17 protein-coding genes and 1 other RNA gene are annotated in these 18,786 nt (G+C 50.6%); 15 read left to right on the forward strand and 3 right to left on the reverse strand.

Translation table 11 applies throughout. The features are described 5' to 3' along the window. Positions 1-248: 248 nt before the first annotated feature. Together B8987_RS13300 and B8987_RS13305 are read right to left on the reverse strand one after the other, a co-directional pair. On the reverse strand, positions 249-965 hold the full coding sequence (locus B8987_RS13300; RefSeq protein ID WP_020373369.1) for an anti-sigma factor: 717 nt from the start codon (positions 963-965) through the stop codon (positions 249-251). Continuing rightward, positions 952-1,521 carry an RNA polymerase sigma factor gene (locus B8987_RS13305; RefSeq protein ID WP_020373368.1) on the reverse strand — a complete coding sequence of 190 codons (570 nt, stop codon included), beginning with the start codon at positions 1,519-1,521 and terminating at the stop codon, positions 952-954. The genes B8987_RS13300 and B8987_RS13305 overlap by 14 nt, the downstream gene beginning before the upstream one ends. Positions 1,522-1,723: 202 nt before the next feature. Here B8987_RS13305 and B8987_RS13310 point away from each other — a divergent pair, with 202 nt between their 5' ends. The 7 genes from B8987_RS13310 (at position 1,724) to aspS (ending at position 11,233) form a co-directional block, all read left to right on the forward strand. After that, entirely contained in the window at positions 1,724-2,593 is an 870-nt protein-coding gene (locus B8987_RS13310; protein ID WP_020373367.1) for a cation diffusion facilitator family transporter, read from the forward strand. A gap of 14 nt (positions 2,594-2,607) precedes the next feature. After that, positions 2,608-4,917 carry a single-stranded-DNA-specific exonuclease RecJ gene (recJ, locus tag B8987_RS13315; RefSeq protein WP_020373366.1) on the forward strand — a complete coding sequence of 770 codons (2,310 nt, stop codon included), beginning with the start codon at positions 2,608-2,610 and terminating at the stop codon, positions 4,915-4,917. A gap of 122 nt (positions 4,918-5,039) precedes the next feature. Next, positions 5,040-5,555, forward strand: a complete 516-nt coding sequence (locus B8987_RS13320; RefSeq protein ID WP_020373365.1) for an adenine phosphoribosyltransferase — start codon at positions 5,040-5,042, stop codon at positions 5,553-5,555. A gap of 37 nt (positions 5,556-5,592) precedes the next feature. After that, positions 5,593-7,731 (forward strand): RelA/SpoT family protein, encoded by a 2,139-nt coding sequence (locus B8987_RS13325; RefSeq protein ID WP_040766948.1) that lies wholly within the window; start codon positions 5,593-5,595, stop codon positions 7,729-7,731. Further along, entirely contained in the window at positions 7,731-8,186 is a 456-nt protein-coding gene (gene dtd, locus B8987_RS13330) for a D-aminoacyl-tRNA deacylase (RefSeq protein ID WP_020373363.1), read from the forward strand. Before B8987_RS13325 ends, dtd begins: the two co-directional genes overlap by 1 nt. Positions 8,187-8,208: 22 nt before the next feature. Beyond that, the gene (gene hisS, locus B8987_RS13335) at positions 8,209-9,465 is read left to right on the forward strand and encodes a histidine--tRNA ligase (protein WP_020373362.1); all 1,257 of its coding nucleotides are present in this window, start codon (positions 8,209-8,211) and stop codon (positions 9,463-9,465) included. Positions 9,466-9,493: 28 nt separating this feature from the next. Then, positions 9,494-11,233 carry an aspartate--tRNA ligase gene (aspS, locus tag B8987_RS13340; RefSeq protein WP_020373361.1) on the forward strand — a complete coding sequence of 580 codons (1,740 nt, stop codon included), beginning with the start codon at positions 9,494-9,496 and terminating at the stop codon, positions 11,231-11,233. A gap of 79 nt (positions 11,234-11,312) precedes the next feature. On the opposite strand, the gene B8987_RS13345 is transcribed toward aspS, so the two are convergent. Next, positions 11,313-11,645: a phage holin family protein gene (locus B8987_RS13345; protein ID WP_020373360.1), complete on the reverse strand. Its 333-nt coding sequence runs from the start codon at positions 11,643-11,645 to the stop codon at positions 11,313-11,315. Between the two features lie 170 nt (positions 11,646-11,815). Between B8987_RS13345 and B8987_RS13350 the strand changes: the two genes are divergently transcribed. The 8 genes from B8987_RS13350 (at position 11,816) to B8987_RS13385 (ending at position 18,534) form a co-directional block, all read left to right on the forward strand. Next, the gene (locus tag B8987_RS13350; RefSeq protein ID WP_020373359.1) at positions 11,816-12,067 is read left to right on the forward strand and encodes a DUF3243 family protein; all 252 of its coding nucleotides are present in this window, start codon (positions 11,816-11,818) and stop codon (positions 12,065-12,067) included. Positions 12,068-12,157: 90 nt separating this feature from the next. Continuing rightward, a non-coding RNA gene (gene ssrS / locus B8987_RS13355) (6S RNA) lies at positions 12,158-12,345 on the forward strand. A gap of 78 nt (positions 12,346-12,423) precedes the next feature. Beyond that, positions 12,424-12,744, forward strand: coding sequence for a thioredoxin (gene trxA, locus B8987_RS13360; protein ID WP_020373358.1), 321 nt, complete (start codon positions 12,424-12,426; stop codon positions 12,742-12,744). Beyond that, entirely contained in the window at positions 12,741-13,784 is a 1,044-nt protein-coding gene (gene ltaE, locus B8987_RS13365) for a low-specificity L-threonine aldolase (protein WP_020373357.1), read from the forward strand. Before trxA ends, ltaE begins: the two co-directional genes overlap by 4 nt. 3 nt (positions 13,785-13,787) lie before the next feature. Next, positions 13,788-15,113, forward strand: a complete 1,326-nt coding sequence (locus B8987_RS13370) for a replication-associated recombination protein A (protein WP_020373356.1) — start codon at positions 13,788-13,790, stop codon at positions 15,111-15,113. 123 nt (positions 15,114-15,236) lie between these two features. Then, the gene (locus tag B8987_RS13375) at positions 15,237-15,992 is read left to right on the forward strand and encodes a hypothetical protein (RefSeq protein ID WP_020373355.1); all 756 of its coding nucleotides are present in this window, start codon (positions 15,237-15,239) and stop codon (positions 15,990-15,992) included. Next, positions 15,992-17,773: an FAD-binding protein gene (locus B8987_RS13380; protein ID WP_020373354.1), complete on the forward strand. Its 1,782-nt coding sequence runs from the start codon at positions 15,992-15,994 to the stop codon at positions 17,771-17,773. Before B8987_RS13375 ends, B8987_RS13380 begins: the two co-directional genes overlap by 1 nt. Continuing rightward, positions 17,770-18,534, forward strand: a complete 765-nt coding sequence (locus B8987_RS13385) for a succinate dehydrogenase/fumarate reductase iron-sulfur subunit (RefSeq protein ID WP_020373353.1) — start codon at positions 17,770-17,772, stop codon at positions 18,532-18,534. The genes B8987_RS13380 and B8987_RS13385 overlap by 4 nt, the downstream gene beginning before the upstream one ends. Positions 18,535-18,786: the final 252 nt, after the last annotated feature.

Raw genomic sequence — 18,786 nt, forward strand, 5'->3', positions numbered from 1 at the left:
GACAATTAAGGCAAGATTTCACCGGGTTCACCATGGAGCACATTCTTCGGGTGGACCCGGTGTGTTGTCTGCATTTTGAGACCGTGAAGAGAATAAAAAAATGTCGGCAGTCGTCTCGCATTATGGTACGAGAACACGCCATGACGAGTTCGGACAGGAAAACTACGTAAAAGGTCACGGCCTTATTCAAGCACAATGAAGCCATCTTTCCTCTCGTTAGGACGAAAGATGGCTGAGTCATGGTCAACCTAGATAGATGATGCCGGCAATGTGGCGGCCGCCAAGATCGGGGTTGTGGGCTTTTCTGTGCCTCCTTGGGGTTCTATGGTAATAGCGAAGGCACTGGCACCGGGTTTTTTAGGCGGCAAAAAATGTGGACCGGGTCCAAAGGTTCCCGCCGGCACCGGGGTGCCTTTAACGAGCCACCACCCCTCGTAAGTTTCCCCTGGTTTTAAGGGAGGCAATGCCTTGACCCAAATGAGTGCTTTGGGACCCTGCACATAGAGGAGAACCCTGCTGGCTTTTGCCGAGACATTAGCCAAGTGAATTTGCTCGGATGACGACATCATTTGAACTAGGGCATCTAGTTGTTGAGCGCGCTCTTTGGTGTGAAAATACGATTGCCAGCCAAGAGCGGCCACAATCACGGCCGCTGCGGTGGACAGGGCCCACGGCACCATAATCCGGCGCGTCTTGAGATGGGAAGACACGGGGCGTTTTGTTCCTAAATCGTCTTGTATCCGCTCCAAAAATTGTTCCCGCATGGGTTCATGAGCGCTGAAATCCGGTTCAATCGCATTCCATGCCTGCTCGCTGTCGAAAGTGGATAACTGATGCCAATAGATTTGACAAGTCTCGCATTCTTGGAGATGACGAGTGACGCGGTCTTGAGTGTGAGCATCGGCGAGACCGGTAAAGGTTTTTTCGATCGCTTCCTGCCAGCTTTCATCGTTATGGTTCAGCATCACTCACCTCCTCTCGTAGAATGTCTCGAAGCTTTTCGAGACCCAGTCGCAACCGTGTTTTCACGGTACCTAATGGCAATCCCCTGGCTCGTGCGACTTGTGGTGCGGAAAAACCGATGAGGTAAACATCGGTCAATACGACGCGCTGGGCCTCTGGCAATAAGCTCATGGCGGATTGGAGAGCACGTTGGCCCATTTTTTGAATCACATCCTCAACGACTTCGTTATCCATGTCAGCCAATTCATCGCTGAGATCGTCGATGGAGTCTGCTGCGGGGATATTTTTAATTTTACGCAGTTGGTCCGTACACCGACTGCGGGCAATCACAAGCAGCCAGGTGGAACAAGATGCACGATGCGCATCATATTTATCCGCATTTTGCCAGACGGTCCAAAATATATCTTGGACCGTCTCATCAGCGATTTCCCGGTTTTGGATCATGCGGTGACACAATCCTTTAACCTTGCCAAAGTACCGGTCATAAAAGGCCATCATTGCCTGTTGATCTTTTTGGGCAATCCTTTGCAATAATTGTTCGTCGGATATCTCAGGCAATCCCCATGTTCCTCCTATGGGATGATACGTGATCATCCCTGAAATCGATCCATAACCGACAATGATAACGGGCCATTTGGGAATCTATGTGCCTTTCATCATACAACTTTTTAGGAAGGCTTGTGTCATACGGACCCGCTCAAAGCCTTTAGGATGTCATGGTACAATAGGAAAGACATTCTTGGTAAATGGGTGAAGTGGCGTGGTCGATGTCGACGGGGAACTACAAAGCAGTACCAAGAGCGCGATCTGGGGTGCCCTGGGTAATTTTCTTCTCATGGCCCTAAAAATTATTGTTGGGATTGTCGGAAATTCACGGGCCTTGATTGCCGATGGCATCCATTCTGGTGCCGATCTCGGCTCGTCTATTGCGGTCATTGTGGGCTTAAAAGTCTCAAGGATTCCCCCTGACGAAGATCACAATTATGGTCATGCCAAAGCGGAGGCTGTGGCTCAAAAGGTGGTAGCCCTCCTCCTGATCTTGGCGGGGTTTGAAGTGGCTAATGGGGCGATTCAAGCACTTGGTCACTCTTTTAGCCAACATCCGACAGTTTTGACATTGGTTGTTTCAGCAGCTGTGATGTTGGTCAAATGGGTCATGTATGCGCGGCAAAAGCGGATGGCGTTGAAAACCGGGAGCCATTCGCTCATGGCCTCGGCGTTAGACAACCGGATGGATGTCATTTCCTCGGGTATCACCACCGCAGCGATTTTAGGAGCCCAGTGGGGAATTCCACATTTTGATTCCTATGGAGCGCTTGCGGTTGCCGTGCTCATTGTCTGGTTAGGAATTGAAATTTTCTCTCAAGCCGCCAATGATCTCATGGACCGGGCGGCCGATCCTCGGATTGTTGAGGCGATTCGTGAGGTCTCTTTGCAGGTACCTGGGGTGAAAACGATTGATGAAATTCGCACCCGGGTTGCGGGAACTCAGGTGCTGGTGGATTTAAAAATTGTGGTCGACCGTCATTTGTCGCTATTAGAGGCACACCGGATCGCTCACCGCGTGAAAGATGCGGTGATGGCGCAACCACGTATTCAAGATGTTATGGTTCATGTAAATCCTGATTAACGAGAAATGGATTGGTGAATGTTACGCATTATCTAAATCGACCTTATCGCCAGGCTTGGACGCATGATGAAGATCAAGAAAGCTTTCGCCTGTTTCAACAACAAGTCGGATTATCCGAGATAACAGCCAAGATTTTGTGGTTGAGAAATATCCGTTCTCTAGAGGACTACCGGCGTCTCATGTTAGAGTCTCGTGAATTATCCGATCCCGAACAGTTGCCAGACTTAACTAAGGCCGTGACCTTTCTGGAAAATATCCGCCGGGATCACAAATCTATTCGTGTCTATGGTGATTATGATGCGGATGGTGTGAGTGCGACGGCCCTCATGTATCAAGGATTGGTCTGGGCAGGCTTTCCATCAGTCGATTATTATATCCCGAACCGGTTTGACGAAGGCTATGGACTAAGTTCCGATGCGGTAGTGCAAGCTGCGGCCGAGGGTATCGATGTCTTAATCACCGTAGATTGTGGATCGAGTTCCCAAGAGGCAGCCGATTTAGCCGCCCAATACGGCATTGACTTAATCATCACCGATCATCACGGGCTGCCGCCCGTTCTCCCTAGGGCTCGAGCCCTGGTAAATCCCGAGCGGATGAATGAGCCCAACCGATTTTCCGGGGTGGGCGTCGCGTTACAACTTTTACGCGCGTTGCTCCATGATGATGTGCCTCCCTGGGCCTATGCTGTGGCCGCTATTGGAACCGTAGCCGATATCGTTCCGTTGACAGGAGATAACCGCCTTATTGTACAACGGGGGCTTCAAGCGCTGGACATGGGTGCATGCCCAGGAGTTTCGGCCTTGTTGGGAGAGCGGATCAAACCCGGCCAACGCATTCATGTGGATGACTTGGGATTTTTTGTGGGGCCTCATCTTAATGCCGCTGGACGTATGGGGGATGCCACCCCTGCGGTAGGTTTGTTATTGGCCTCGAGAAAAGAGGACGCAGAACCCTTAGCCGCTTTGCTGCGCGAGAAAAACCAGGTGCGTCGTGATATCGAGCAGGAGGTTTTGCGCGGTGCCCTTGCTCAATTGGCGTCCTATGATCAAAGGGGACTTCCGCCTTTTGTAGTGTTGGCCGGGGACGAGTGGCATCACGGTGTGATAGGTATTGTGGCCTCCCGCATCAAAGACTTGGTGAAACGGCCCGTGGCCATTATTGGATGGGAGCAGGACGAAGGCAAAGGTTCGGCCCGGAGTGTTCCCGGCTTTCACCTGTTAAATCATTTGGCTAAGCACCGGGACGTCTTCTTGAAATTGGGTGGGCATCGGGGAGCCTGTGGCTTTAGCCTAGTACGGCAAGATCCCTATGAATTGTCGTTGCGGTTTTCGAGGTCCTTGCCTGAAGAGCTTCTTACTCAGCAGTTTGTCGACAAAACCGTGGATCTGCGGATCAAAGCGGAGGATTTGACGCCGCAAGTGATGGACGAATTTAAAGCTTTAGAGCCCTTTGGGCACGGGTTTGAACGGCCGCAATTCGCGGTAGTTGGAACATTGGACTCCTTGCGTCTTATGGGTCAAGACAAACAGCATGTGGCTATGACTCTCGAGGACACGACCGTGCGGGTCGTGGGCTTTAATCAAGGGGATGTGGCTTCCAGTTTCTTGGTTGGCATGCCTATAGAGTTTATTGGGGAATTGGTGCCCAATTTTTTTCAGGGACGGGAAGAATATCAGTGGCGAATCCATAAACTGGTAAACGCGAGGGCGCTAGACCTGAAATGGAGATCGTACACTCAATGGGATGTGGCGCCGTCTACGGTTTCGGGGCGGATTATTTACGTTGTGAACAGTACCCGTGAACAACACCGTATGGCTAAGGATTTAGGGGCGGTAAGCTGGAATCATCATTGGGATTATGGCACGCGCCTGGTCCAGGAAGAAAAGTTACGGGCTCGATCCACGATCTCGGTGGTGGTCAATCAGTGGGGATTATGGCCAGAAATCCGGCACTGGGCCCATCATATCATTTGGCTTAGCCCGCCAGCTAACCAACAATGTTTGGCCATGGCGGCCTCATTGCTCGACGTAGAGGGCATGATGTGGGTTGACCCCAGGCTATCACCGGACCCGGTCATCTTAAAGGCCAAGCGTCTCGTCCCTCATCGTCAAACGTTGGCGCGCCTTTGGCGGGCTCGACAACAAGGCTTTAAACCTTTAATAATTGGCGGGCGGGTGTTTGAAGAATTGGGATTAGAGGCTGGGGTGAGCGGGCAAACGCGCCGGGATTTGCATGAGAGTCCCTCCTATCAACGGGCGCATACGAAGTGGCAAGAAATCTTGGCTAGCTGGCAGAAGCCCGTGATTGAATGGGCTAAGGACTGATGACGCCAAAGGAGTGGCAGAAATATAATGAGAAGGCTTGGGAGACTTTAGGAAGTCAGGCAAGATGTTAAGGTATGGATGCCGGCATCTGAATTTGAGTGAGTTGAGGAGGATTTATCACGGTGGAATGGACAAAGTGGCTACGAGAAATTCCCGACTTTCCGCAACCAGGCATTTTGTTTCGGGATGTTCTCCCTATTATGGCACATAATGACGCTTGGCAGGAGGTGTTGGATGGGCTGGAACAGCGTATTAAACCGCTCGCTCCTGATGCTATTATGGCACCCGAAGCCCGGGGATTTTTAATTGCGGCACCTCTGGCTGATCGTTTGAAAATTGGACTCGTGCCGGTAAGAAAACCCGGAAAATTGCCAGCCCCTATTCTATCGGAAACATATTCGTTAGAATATGGAGAAAACCAATTAGAAGTGGAACGGGATTCTAATTTGGCAGGTAAACGGGTTGTGATTGTGGACGATGTTTTGGCAACCGGGGGCACTGTGGCTGCAACGTCCCGTTTAGCCTCACGGCTGTCAGCAACCGTCGTCGGTTTCGCTTTTTTGATTGAACTGGCATCCTTAGGCGGACGTTCCCGGTTAGATGCCAATGCTCTTGTCACAAGTTTGCTGACACTATAACCAGCGAATAGGGGGGAGAAGCGTGGAGCAGGTAAGTATGGCGGAAAAGCTTGGATTTACGGAGGATTCTCCAGAGGCCGAACAAATTGCTAAAGCAATAGAGTTTGCACGCCAAGCCCATGCCGGGCAAAGCCGGGCTTCGGGCGCCCCCTATATCGAACATCCTCTGGCAGTGGCCTCAATTTTGGCGGATTTGCGCATGGATGTGCCAACCATTATTGCCGCCTTATTGCATGATGTCGTCGAAGACACCCCTTACACGTTAGAGGATATCGAAGAACGATTTGGTTCGGAAGTTGCCCAATTGGTCGACGGGGTAACGAAGTTAGACCGCCTGGAAGTGAGAACTCGTGAAGAGGAACAGGCGGAAAATTTGCGCAAAATGTTGCTGGCCATGGCCAAAGATATCCGCGTCATATTAATCAAACTGGCTGACCGCCTCCATAATATGCGCACGTTAAAGCATTTGGCGGCGGACCGGGTTCAACGGATTGCTAAAGAGACGATGGAGATTTATGCGCCTTTGGCTCATCGGTTAGGAATTTACCGGATCAAATGGGAGCTTGAAGACCTAGCGTTTCAGCATCTGCAGCCTGAAGCCTTCCAAATGATGAAAGAATTGGTGGCCAAAAAACGCAAAGAACGCGAAGCCGCTGTGGAAGCTGTCACCCAAGAATTGACGCGCCGTCTCGAACAAATGGGAATGGTCGCGGAATTGTCGGGCCGTGCCAAACATTTGTATAGCATTTATCAAAAAATGTACAAACAAGGCAAAGACTTTTCCCAAATTTACGATCTGGTGGCTGTACGCGTGATGGTCGAGACCGTGAAAGATTGTTATGCCGTATTGGGATTAGTGCACAGTCTATGGAAACCGGTTCCCGGCCGATTTAAAGATTATATTGCCATGCCTAAATCCAATTTATACCAAAGTTTGCATACTACGGTGATGGGTCCTGAAGGAGAACCCATTGAAGTACAGATTCGCACCTTTGAAATGCATCATACGGCGGAATATGGGATTGCTGCGCATTGGCGCTATAAAGAGGGCAGCAAAGAAGATCGCGAATTCGAACAAAAATTGTCGTGGTTGCGTCAGTTGCTAGAATGGCAACGGGACATGCGGGATGCACGCGAATTTATGGATACCTTGAAGGTCGATTTATTTAGCGATGAGGTATTTGTATTTACACCTAAAGGGGATGTGCTGGACTTGCCAGCAGGATCAACCCCGATAGACTTTGCCTACCGCATTCACACGGATGTCGGCAATCACTGTGTGGGGGCTAAAATCAATGGGCGGATTGTGCCTTTGACCACGCCCTTAGAAAACGGCGATATTGTGGAAGTGCTTGTGAATCGGAAAAGTCCAGGCCCCAGCGTGGACTGGCTTAATATCGTCCAGACATCTCAGGCCAAAAACCGCATTCGCCAATGGATTCGTAAAGAGCGGCGGCAAGAGCATCTATCGCGTGGACAGGAAATTTTGGACCGGGAATTAAAGCGAGCTGGCCTGTCCTTGCAACATGATCGGTTGCAAGAATTGGTGAAGAAAGTCGGATATGGTACAGTAGACGAGTTGGCTGTCGGGATAAGCGACGGGATGATTAACCCTGTTCAAGCCGTCAACCGTATTAAGGATGAACTGACCAAAGAAATCGAACCCGTCATTACCCCAGTCGTGCCCTTGAAGCGGGAACCTCGCACGCCACCTACGGCCGGACAACAAATTCTGGTACGCGGTCAGCCTCGCTTGTTAACGCGCCTTGCCAGGTGTTGTCAGCCGGTACCAGGCGATCCCATTATTGGGTATTTGACAAGGGGACGTGGGGTCTCGGTGCACCGTTTAGGGTGTCCCAACGAAAAAGAACTCAGTAAAGATCCCGAACGATTAATTGAGGTCAGTTGGGATATTCAAGAAGCAGAACTTGCGCCGCATCCCGTGGAACTGGCGGTATTTGCATGGGACCGAGCGGGACTATTGGCCGATGTGGCGAACGTTGTCGCCGATGCGAATATTATATCGGCCAAGGCGCGGGGATTTAAAGATCGTACGGCGGTGGTTAATGTGCGACTGGAAGTGAAGAATTTGACTCAATTAACACGCATTATTAGACGGCTCGAAGCTTTACCGTACGTGGAACGAGTAGAGCGCGTGAGCCATGAAAAAGCCTGATGCGTGCCTTGATTCAGCGCGTGAAACGCGCTTCTGTGAGTGTTGATGGGAACATCACTGGGACCATTGACCATGGGTTATTGGTGTTCTTAGGGATTACACATGATGACGATTTGTCCACCGCGTCATGGATGGCTGAGAAAATTTTGTCGTTGCGCATTTTTCCTGACGAGCAGGGTAAAATGAATCGCCATGTCAGCGAGGTGGGCGGCGGACTTTTAGTCGTATCACAGTTTACGCTATATGCCGATGCCGCCCACGGTCGGCGCCCGAGTTTTTCCAAGGCAGCGCCGAGGGCCATTGCGGAACCGTTATATGAAGAATTTGTGGCCATTTGTCGTCAACACATTGCACCGGTGGCCACCGGTTCGTTCGGGGCCGATATGGATGTGTCGTTAGTTAACTGGGGTCCGGTAACCATTTGGCTTGAGAGTGTGACAAAACCCGGTAACTAATTAGAAAGGAGTCCAGCACTTAATGCGTTCAGAATTTCAAAGACCCCGCGGTACTCAAGACATTCTTCCGCCCGCATCCTACCGTATGGAACAAATACGGCGTATTGCCATTGATACGGCGGCTAAATTTGGTTATGACCTCATTGAAACCCCCATATTTGAGCAAACTCCAGTCTTTTTGCGGGTGGGAGAATCCACCGATATCGTCCAGCACGAACGGTATTCGTTTACCGATGCTGGGGGTGTCGATTTAACGTTGCGCCCGGAGGGAACAGCGGCTATTGCCAGAGCCTACGTGGAACACGGCATGTTTAATCAACCCCAGCCGGTCAGAATGTGTTATTACGGGCCGATGTTTCGCCGAGAACGGCCTCAAGCATTACGCTACCGGCAGCACACGCAGTTCGGAGCGGAACTTTATGGTTCGAGTCAACCCGAAGCAGACGCCGAAATCATTTTGTTGGCCTGTGACGTCGTCGAGCAAGTTGGCTTAAAAAATCCTCTCATCCGGTTAAATTCGATTGGCTGTTCCCAGTGCCGCCCTTCATACCGAAAGAGCTTGATTGAGTATTATCAAGGACGACACCAAGAACTTTGTGAGGATTGTCAAACCCGCATTCACACCAATCCTTTACGCCTTCTGGATTGCAAAATTGATGTGGAGATTAGGCAACAAGCTCCGGACATTCAAGACTACTGGTGTGAGGACTGCCGCGCGCATTATCAGCAGTTGACGACATTGTTAACCGAAGCCGGGCGTCAGGTGATTCGCGATCCCTTTTTAGTGCGGGGATTAGACTATTATACTCGAACGGTTTTCGAAATTGGTCATCCCTCCTTAGGCAACCAAACAGCTTTATTTGGCGGGGGCCGGTATGATGGCTTAGCGACCACCCTCGATGGCCCCGAAGTGACACCGGCGGTGGGCTTTGGTATGGGGATTGAACGCATATTGTCTGCCGTAGAAGAGAATTTCCCGCTACCACTCAAGCGTTCTGTGTATGTCGCACATCTTCCGGGCTTTGAGGATGCCGCATTCGTGTTGGCCGAAAACCTCCGGCAGCAAGGATTCAGTGCCGAATCGGATTTGTTGCACAGAAGTCTAAAAGCCCAATTGCGCGATGCGAACCGGCGCAGCACGGTGGTCGTGATTGTCGGCGGTAAAGAATGGGAACAAGGACAAGTGGCGGTGAAACGTCTTGGGGAAAGTGAACAACTGACGATACATCAAGACCAGTTGAGCGAGTTCTTGCGCCAAGAATTAACGCCAAACCCATGAACAAGAATGTTGAGGAGGACACGTTTATATGTTGGGCCGCACACATTATGCCGCGGAAATTAATGAAACCTTAGAAGGACAAACGGTGACGGTGGCCGGTTGGGTTCACCGTCGGCGGGATCATGGGGGACTCATATTTATTGATTTGCGTGATCGGTCGGGACTTGTGCAAATTGTCGCTGACCCCACCCAAGAAGAAAATTTTCGGGAATTAGACCGAGTGCGATTGGAATATGTGTTGGCGGTTCAGGGCACGGTCAAACGCCGGCCAGAAGGAATGGAGAACAAGGAATTGGCGTCGGGAGCGGTCGAGATTTCTCCTGAACGAGTTGTGATTTTAGCGGAAGCGAAAACGCCGCCGTTTATGCCTGCGGATGCTGATGCCGTTGATGAAATATTGCGGCTCAAATACCGTTATATTGATCTGCGCCGCATCAGCTTGTTGAACAACTTCATTTTGCGGGATAAAGTGCTCATGGCGGTGCGCCAATTCTTTCACAGCCACGGCTTCTTAGATGTAGAAACGCCGTCTTTAGCCCGTTCCACGCCAGAGGGAGCTCGTGACTTTTTGGTGCCGAGCCGGTTACAGCCCGGGGCATTTTATGCTTTACCCCAAAGCCCCCAGATTTTCAAACAACTCCTGATGGTCGCGGGCTTTGATCGCTATTACCAAATTGCTAAAGTCTTTCGGGACGAAGATTTGCGCGCTGACCGGCAACCGGAATTTACCCAAATTGATGTGGAAATGTCATTTATGTCCCAAGAGGAAATCCTTAACATGATGGAAGCGATGTTGCGGTATGTCTTTCAAGAAAGTCTTGGGATCAACTTGGAGCCTTTTCCGCGTATGACATGGCAAGAGGCCATGGAAGGATACGGCTCGGATAAACCCGATCTACGAGCGGGCGAGAAATTATGGAATTTGACCGAAATGACAGCCCAACAGATTGCGTGGCCGGTGTTGCGTGAGTCCTCGTTTGTGGGTGGGGTGGTTTTTCGTGACTACCAACCCTCGCGTAAGCACTTGGATAACTGGGTGGATTTCGCTAAAAGTTTGGGAGCTGGCGGACTAATTTGGATTGTGAAGTCGCCAGGCCAGATCCGGTCTTCGGCCGGAAAATGGTTAAGTGCCGAGGAACTGCAAATGTTAGCCGATGCTGTCCAGTTACGGGATGGCGACGTGCTATTGATTGTGGCCGGCGATAAGATGCCGAGTCTCAATGTACTCGGTCAATTGCGTTTGGAATTTGCGCGTCAGGAAAACCGCATCGAAGAAGGTTGGCGCTTTTTGTGGGTCACGGACTTTCCGTTGTTTGAATGGTCACAAGAAGAAAATCGCTTGGTCTCGGCACATCATCCCTTTACCATGCCCCATCCCGATGATATTGCCTTGATTGAGACCGATCCTTTAGCGGTTCGTTCGCAAGCTTATGATGTGGTGCTGAATGGAACAGAACTTGCGTCAGGAAGTTTACGTATTTTCCAACCGCAACTGCAAGCACGCATTTTCTCGGCGCTCGGTTTAAAACCCGAAGAAATCGATGAAAAGTTTGGGTTTCTCATCCAGGCCTTTCAGTACGGTGCTCCCCCGCATGGCGGTATTGCCTTTGGCCTTGACCGGATGGTCATGTTAATGGCTGGGGCTAAGAGTTTGCGGGAAGTGATTGCCTTTCCGAAAACGGCACGAGGCATTGATCCCCTGATGAATGCGCCGAGTCCTGTCGATCCTCGGCAATTAGATGAGGTCGGTATTCAAATCAAAAAATAAAGGGAGATCCCAAAGAAGAAGACGGAGGGAACTCCCTTCTTCTTTGGGTTAAGGAGACGAAGACCTAAGGTGTCTCAGGTTAACGGACGGCGGTAGGGATAAACAGGTCGACGAGCCCAATCACAAAGGCTGCCAATAACGCGCCCAAAATAGAAACATGCATGCCAGGGACTAAGAACTGCGTGAAATAGATAACAATCGCGGCAACCAAAAATCCGATAAAACCTCGACCATAGGGTGACGCGGATTTTCCGAACATAGCCTCGATAATGTAGCCCGCCAAGGCAATAATTAAGGCAGCCAATAACGCAGACCAAAAGCCTAAATGCGAAAATCCGGGCACAATATAGCCCATAACCATTAAAACAAGTGCTGCTACGACGAACCGAACAATCGCGCCAATCCAGCTCATTCGCTCACCTCCTTTATGCTGCACGTTAGTGTAGCCGTGAACTCCCTGAATTATTCCTCTCATAGTTTTGCAACGAGCCGAACACACTAGCTATGGAGCAAGGCTCCACGAAGGATCGCAAGGACATCACACTTGCATCACTCGCACTTCAAATTTGAGGAGGGATTCCTTTGGCGAAGGGTGTTCCGCAATCGTTTCACGAGTTGAAATCGCGCGTTGCCGAGAAACTCCGCAACGGTGATAACAACGTCCAAGAAGACGTGATCGACATGGGCGACGCCATGCTACAAGCCGGCGTTGAGCCAAAAAATGCTCAAGACCGGGTAGCAAAGCGGATGTGGCAAGCTAGCGGGCCTCACGAAAAGCAGATGCTTGCCAACGTGGTCACCCGGATGGCGAAGGACGACGACGAACTGTCTTAATGACCTCCTATCCCACCAAAGCAGAAATTTGCTTTGGTGGGAATTCTTTGTAGTTGCACTGGTTTGCCCAGGTCACTATAATGAAGTTTACTAATCCGGCTGTGTGCGTGAAGGCGACCGATATGTTTTGAGCCAACACCAAAACATAGGGAACCTGATCCTCAGTTAATGGCCGTCCTGCCCCTCGTTGAAAGGGGACTGCGAAAATTAACGGGAGGTACCCACCTGCTTATCAGCAGGTTCAAAACGTCGGTGTTGCACGGCATGGCGGGGCTTGAAAGAGAAGATGGCTTGCCTATCTTCTCTTTCTTTCATTTCCCTGGTAATATCGAGGGTGAAATTGGAGGCGAAATTCTTTGGCAGATAATGTCGTGGTTGTAAGTCAAGCAAATTTTCATCAAGTGATTGAAGAATCTCCTAACCCGGTTATTGTGGATTTTTGGGCTGCATGGTGTGTGCCCTGTCGTATGATCAGTCCGATTTTGGAGGAATTGGCTCAAGAACGTCAAGGTTCGATTACCATCGCCAAATTGAATGTGGATGAGAATCCGACAATCGCGGCGGAATATGGCGTAATGAGTATCCCCACCCTCATTAAATTCCAAAATGGTCAAGAGACATCCCGTGTGGTGGGAGCGCTCCCCAAAGCTCAGTTGTTGAAGAAGTTGGGATTATGAGCGAGTCCTATCAGGGTTATGTGGATTTACGCTCGGATACCGTCACCCGGCCGACCTCGGCTATGCGTGAGGCGATGTACCAGGCCGAGGTAGGGGATGATGTCTACGGTGAAGATCCGACCGTCAATCAGTTGGAAGAATATGCCGCCCACCTTCTTGGCAAAGAAGCCAGTTTATTTGTCCCCTCAGGAACCATGGCCAACCAGATTGCGATTTTGACCCATACTCAACGGGGCGATGAAGTTTTCATTCACCGTGATAATCATATTTATTATTACGAAGGCGGCGCGGCGGCTATGTGGTCGCAAGCCACGTTTACTCAGCTTGCGGGTCCTGAGGGTCTAATGAGTCCGGAAGATTTAGAAGCCAGTATCCGGCCTAAAAATATCCATCATCCCCGCCCCAGATTGCTGTCTTTGGAGAATACTCACAACCGGGCGGGCGGCGCGGCGTTGTCCCGGGAGCGATTACGTCCCTTGATTGAGGTGGCCCGCCGACATCAGCTTCAGGTGCATTTGGACGGGGCCCGCATTGCCAATGCCGCCATCGCGCTCGGGGTGCCTATTGCGGAATTAACCGAGGATGTGGACTCGGTGTCTATGTGTCTTTCTAAAGGGCTGGGGGCGCCGGTAGGATCTGTGATTGCCGGATCGAAAGCGTATATCGATCAAGCTCGGGTCTACCGCAAATGGTTAGGGGGAGGAATGCGGCAGGCTGGCATTTTGGCGGCCGCCGGGATTTATGCGTTGGATCATCACATCGAGCGTCTAGCCGATGATCATAGACGCGCTTTAACCCTCGCTCAGGCTTTGATAGACATGGGATATCGTGTGGACATGCCCTCTGTCCCCACCAATATGGTGATGGTGGATCTGGACGTTCCGGTGGATGGGGTGATCAGCGCCTTAAAAACGGCAGGGATTTTACTCGGAGCCATGGGGCCAAGACGATTACGTTTGGTAACCCATCTCGATGTCGATGATGAGGGCATTCAGCGCACGATTGACGCGTTTGCCCATTTAACCCCTGCGAAAGGGTGATCGATGGTGAGTGGGGATTTATTCGCCAGTGCAGGCGCAAATAGTCGTGAACAACAGGCACCGTTAGCCTGGAAATTGCGTCCGCGAACCCTTGAGGAGGTGGCCGGTCAAGAACACTTGACCGGCCCTCACGGTATTATTCGCTCGATGTTAAAGGGACAAGTTCGGTCCATAATCTTTCACGGACCTGCTGGAACAGGGAAAACCACCTTAGCACGGATCGTGGCCGAACAGGTGGGGCTCTCGTTTGTTGAATTGTCGGCCATTGATAGTGGAGTTAAAGAAATCAGGACTGTCGCCGATCAAGCCCGGGAACGATGGAATCTCAACGGGAAGGGGACGTTACTTTTTCTTGATGAAATTCATCGCTTTAACCGCGCACAGCAAGACGTCTTATTGCCCTTTGTCGAAGACGGCACGCTCGTCTTGTTTGGAGCAACCACGGAAAACCCTTGGATTTCTATCAATCGTGCCTTATTATCTCGGTGCCTGTTACTGGAAGTGAAGCCCTTAACTTCTAGAGCCGTCATCGCCATCTTAGAACGCGCATGGACAAGGCGCGGCGAATGGTGGCACCCAGACGGGCAGAGAGATCCCGAAGTCTTCGAAGCGATTGCCGAACGTGTGGGCGGTGATGGACGTTTTGCCTTAAGTGTGTTGGAGCAAATGGCGATTTTGGCCGATGCGAAGGCGAGCCGGGTCCTAAGTATGGCTCACCTCGATGAAGTGATGACATCGAGCCGGCATTACCATGATCGCATGGGAGATCTGCACTATGACCTGACTTCCGCGTTTATCAAGAGCTTGCGGGGCTCGGATCCGGATGCTGCCCTCTACTGGTTTGGACGATTGCTGGCCGGGGGAACAGATCCTCGGTATATTATGCGGCGTATGATGGTCCATGCGGCTGAGGATGTGGGACTGGCGGATCCAATGGCACTGGTGGTCGCCACTGCGGCCTGGACGGCCTTGGAGGCGGTCGGATTGCCGGAGGCACGGATCCCGATGGCTCAAGCTGTTCTTTATATTGCTGCGGCTCCAAAGTCCAATAGTGTGGTCAAGGCGTTAGGAAAACTCGACGAGGTCTTGAAGCGGTATCCCCAAAGTGAAGTGCCATCGTATTTGCGCGATCATCATTTTGGCGAAAGGACTTTACATGAAGGATACCGCTATCCTCACGATTTTCCCAACCATTATGTCGACCAGCGTTATCTTCCTTGGGATATGGACAATATCCAAATATTTGAAGGTAGCGACCAAGGTCAAGAAAAGATGTTGATTAAAGACCTCGAAACCAGACGACGTCAAGGCTTAGAACCGAATGTCTGAATCTTTTGCCTAAAACGACAACCGGATCCGTGAAAATCCCGTTGCGCTATACTTGAGCATGTATTCACACTGATAACATGATGAACAACAAACGCCATCATTGCTGTAAAGAGGGGGATGTGAATGGCACAGGCGAGTCAACCGGGCCCCAGTCGGCCTATAAAGCCCGCTGGTAAACTGCCCTATTGGGTAGAACCGGCCTTTACCATTGTTGCCTTAGGTGGATTTGTCATTTATTCATTATGGGAAGTCCTTTTCCATAATACAGGAACTTATCATAATTATGTGTCGCCGTTCTTTTCTCCGGATGTTGCGGGGTGGTTTGGATTTCATTTATTAACCGCGTTGTACGTAGTATGGATTCCCTTTGTGTTTCGGTTTTCCTGCTATTACTATCGGAAAGAATATTACCGGGCTTTTACGTTTCATCCTATGGGATGTGCCGTCTCCGAACCCAAATCTCATCAAAATCGCCCTTATAAGGGTGAATGGAAAATCAATAACTTACACCGTTATGCGTGGTATTTAGCGGTTATCGTGTTGATCTTTTTGTGGAAAGATGTTGTGCAAGCCTTTATATTTCCCAATGGGTTTGGTGTGGGCCTTGGCTCCATTATTCTTTTGATCAATGCCATATTGTTGACGGGGTACACCTTTTCTTGCCATGCCTTTAGAAACTTGATTGGCGGCCGGAAAGATTGCTTCTCTTGCACCGCTCACGGCAAAAAGACCCTGCGGTACAATTTATGGCACCGGGTTTCCGAGGCCAATGCGTTCCATGGAGCTTGGGCATGGGCGTCACTCTTTTCCGTGTGGATCGCGGATCTTTATATTCGCCTCTTGATAATGGGCGTAATCCATGATGTGAGGTTATTCTGATGAATATCGAAACGATGGAAACGCACTCATTTGACGTTTTGGTTTTAGGGTCCGGAGGAGCCGGCTTGCGTGCCGCAGTGGAAGCCGCCTCTGGTGGTGGACTGTCTGTTGCGGTCATTGGTAAATCCCTCTTGGGGAAGGCCCACACAGTCATGGCCGAAGGGGGAGCCGCTGCCTCGATTGGAAATGTAGACAGTCTCGATAGTTGGCAGACACATTTTTATGACACCATGAAAAGTGGGCATTACATTAATAACTTCCGGACTGTTGAGGTTTTCGCTAAAGAAGCTGCTGCAAGGGTTTTGGAACTTGAGCAGTGGGGCGCTGTGTTTGACCGCACACCAGAAGGTTTGATTATGCAGCGGGCGTTTGGTGGTCATAGTTTTCGCCGTCTCGCTCATATTGGGGACCGGACGGGCATGGAACTATTACGCACATTGCAGTACAAGGCCATTTCGATGGATATCAGTATTTTCCAAGAAGTGACCATTACCCGCCTGCTAATGGATAAGGACCGCATTGCGGGAGCTTTTGGTTACTACCGTGCTGATGGGCATTTTGTCGTGTTTAAGGCTAAAGCCGTGGTACTGGCGACAGGCGGATGGGGCAAAGTGTATAAGGTGACCTCGAACTCGTGGGAAAGTACGGGCGATGGGGCAGCTATGGCATACCGAATCGGTGCTGAACTGCAAGATATGGAAATGGTTCAATTCCATCCGACTGGTATGGTCTGGCCGCCAGGGGTCGCTGGCTTATTGGTCACCGAGGGCGTGCGTGGTGAAGGCGGGATTCTTTATAACTCGGAAAAAGAGCGCTTTATGTTGCGTTATGATCCCGAGCGGCAAGAGCTCTCGACGCGCGATGTTGTGGCCCGGTCAATTTTTAAAGAGGTGCAAGCAGGACGGGGCACACCGCACGGGGGCGCTTGGCTCGATATCAGTCATAAGGGTGCTGACTTTATCAAGCGAAAGTTGCCCGGAATGTATGAGCAATTATTGACTCTAGGGGACGTGGATATTACCAAATCACCATTTGAGGTGGCGCCAACTTGCCATTATACAATGGGTGGAGTAAAAGCCCATGCTGAAACGTGTGCCACCAACATTCCAGGTTTATTCGCCGCCGGAGAAGTGGCTTGCGGTCTTCATGGCGCCAACCGTCTTGGCGGCAATTCGCTCGCTGACATTCTTGTGTTTGGACGTCGAGCGGGGATTGCGGCCCGAGACTTTGCAGGATCTCGCAAGGGAGAGGTAAGTATTCCGGAATCCCAAATTGAGGAAGAAGTGACGCGGGTTCTCGAACCCTTTAACCGGCCCAATGGAGAGAATCCTTACACCATTCATGAAGAACTCCAAGCGGTCATGTCGACTCATGCGGGAATTGTCCGCGATCAACAGACGTTGGAGGAAGGGCTCGAAAAGGTTTTGAAACTTCAAGAACGCGCAAAGAATATGGGAGCGCAAGGTGGGCGAGCCTACAATCCCGGTTGGCATGCGGTGTTCGACGTGGAAAATATGTTGACCTTATCGGAACTGATTATTCGAGGCGCATTGGAACGCAAAGAAAGCCGGGGAGCCCACTGGCGTACGGATTATCCAGACGAACTCGAGGAAATGGGCAAGTGGAATTTTGTTCATGAGTATTCTCCGGATGGTGACCGGATTAAGCAAGTTCCGGTGCCGACTATGCCGCCCGCTCTTCAGGAAATTTGTGCGAGGCCCGTGGCGCCGGGACGTGAAGCTTCTGATAAACCCAATCAGCGGAAAGGGGCGTCGTCATGAGCGATCAGTTTGTGTTGAGAATTTTTCGCGGTGACCAAAACGGGGGAGAAGAACGGGAATATTATGTGCCAGCCATTCCCGGAATGGTTGTCTTAGATGCTGTCCACTATGTTCAGGCTCATGATGCTCCCGATTTGGCGGTTCGCTGGAACTGCAAGGCGGCTCATTGTGGGTCCTGTTCCGCTGAGATTAATGGCATGCCCAAACTCATGTGCAAAACCCGGTTGGATGATTACAAGGGTCAAGTAGTGCATATTCAACCTATGAGGACCTTTCCGATTATTAAAGATTTGGTAACCGATGTTTCGTGGAATTATGAAGTGGCCAAAAAAATTCCCACGTTTCATCCCGAAACCGCTGCACCATTTCGGATGCAACAATGGGATGTCGACCGCATTCAAGAATTTCATCACTGTATCGAATGTTTCTTATGCCAAGATGTTTGCCATGTTTTGCGCGATCATCATGCCCAAGACGAATATTTTGGTCCACGTTTCATGGTCAAAATGGCGGAATTTGAAATGCATCCAGAGGATCGGGCGGACCGGGTACCGCAACTTAAAAATGAGGCCGGGATCGGTATGTGCAACGTGACCAAGTGTTGTACAGAAGTTTGTCCGCAACATATCCATATTACGGATAATGCGATCATTCCTCTTAAAGAACGAGTGGCGGACCGTTATTACGATCCTATTCGGAGTTTCTTCCGCCGCCTGGGCAAAAAAGATGAATCATCCCAAAGTGTTCCCACCAAGGGATAACAGCCTATATGAGACTCCAGCCTTTAACAAAGCCCCAAGACAGCAGATTAACGGTTCTGCTGTCTTGGGGCTTTTTGTCCGAGAACTATCACCCCGAAATCTCTTTGGTGCCTATTCCTCTCGAAATATTAGGCAAAACGGGCAAGAACATGTAAAATATTCCCGAATATGGAAGTGCGTGATGTCACCAAATACGAGATAGGGCGTTAAAAATTAGGCCAACTAATCCAGTCGTCCTGTCTTATGGCCAAT

It is taken from the genome of Sulfobacillus thermosulfidooxidans DSM 9293 (assembly GCF_900176145.1).
Classification (GTDB): domain Bacteria; phylum Bacillota; class Sulfobacillia; order Sulfobacillales; family Sulfobacillaceae; genus Sulfobacillus; species Sulfobacillus thermosulfidooxidans.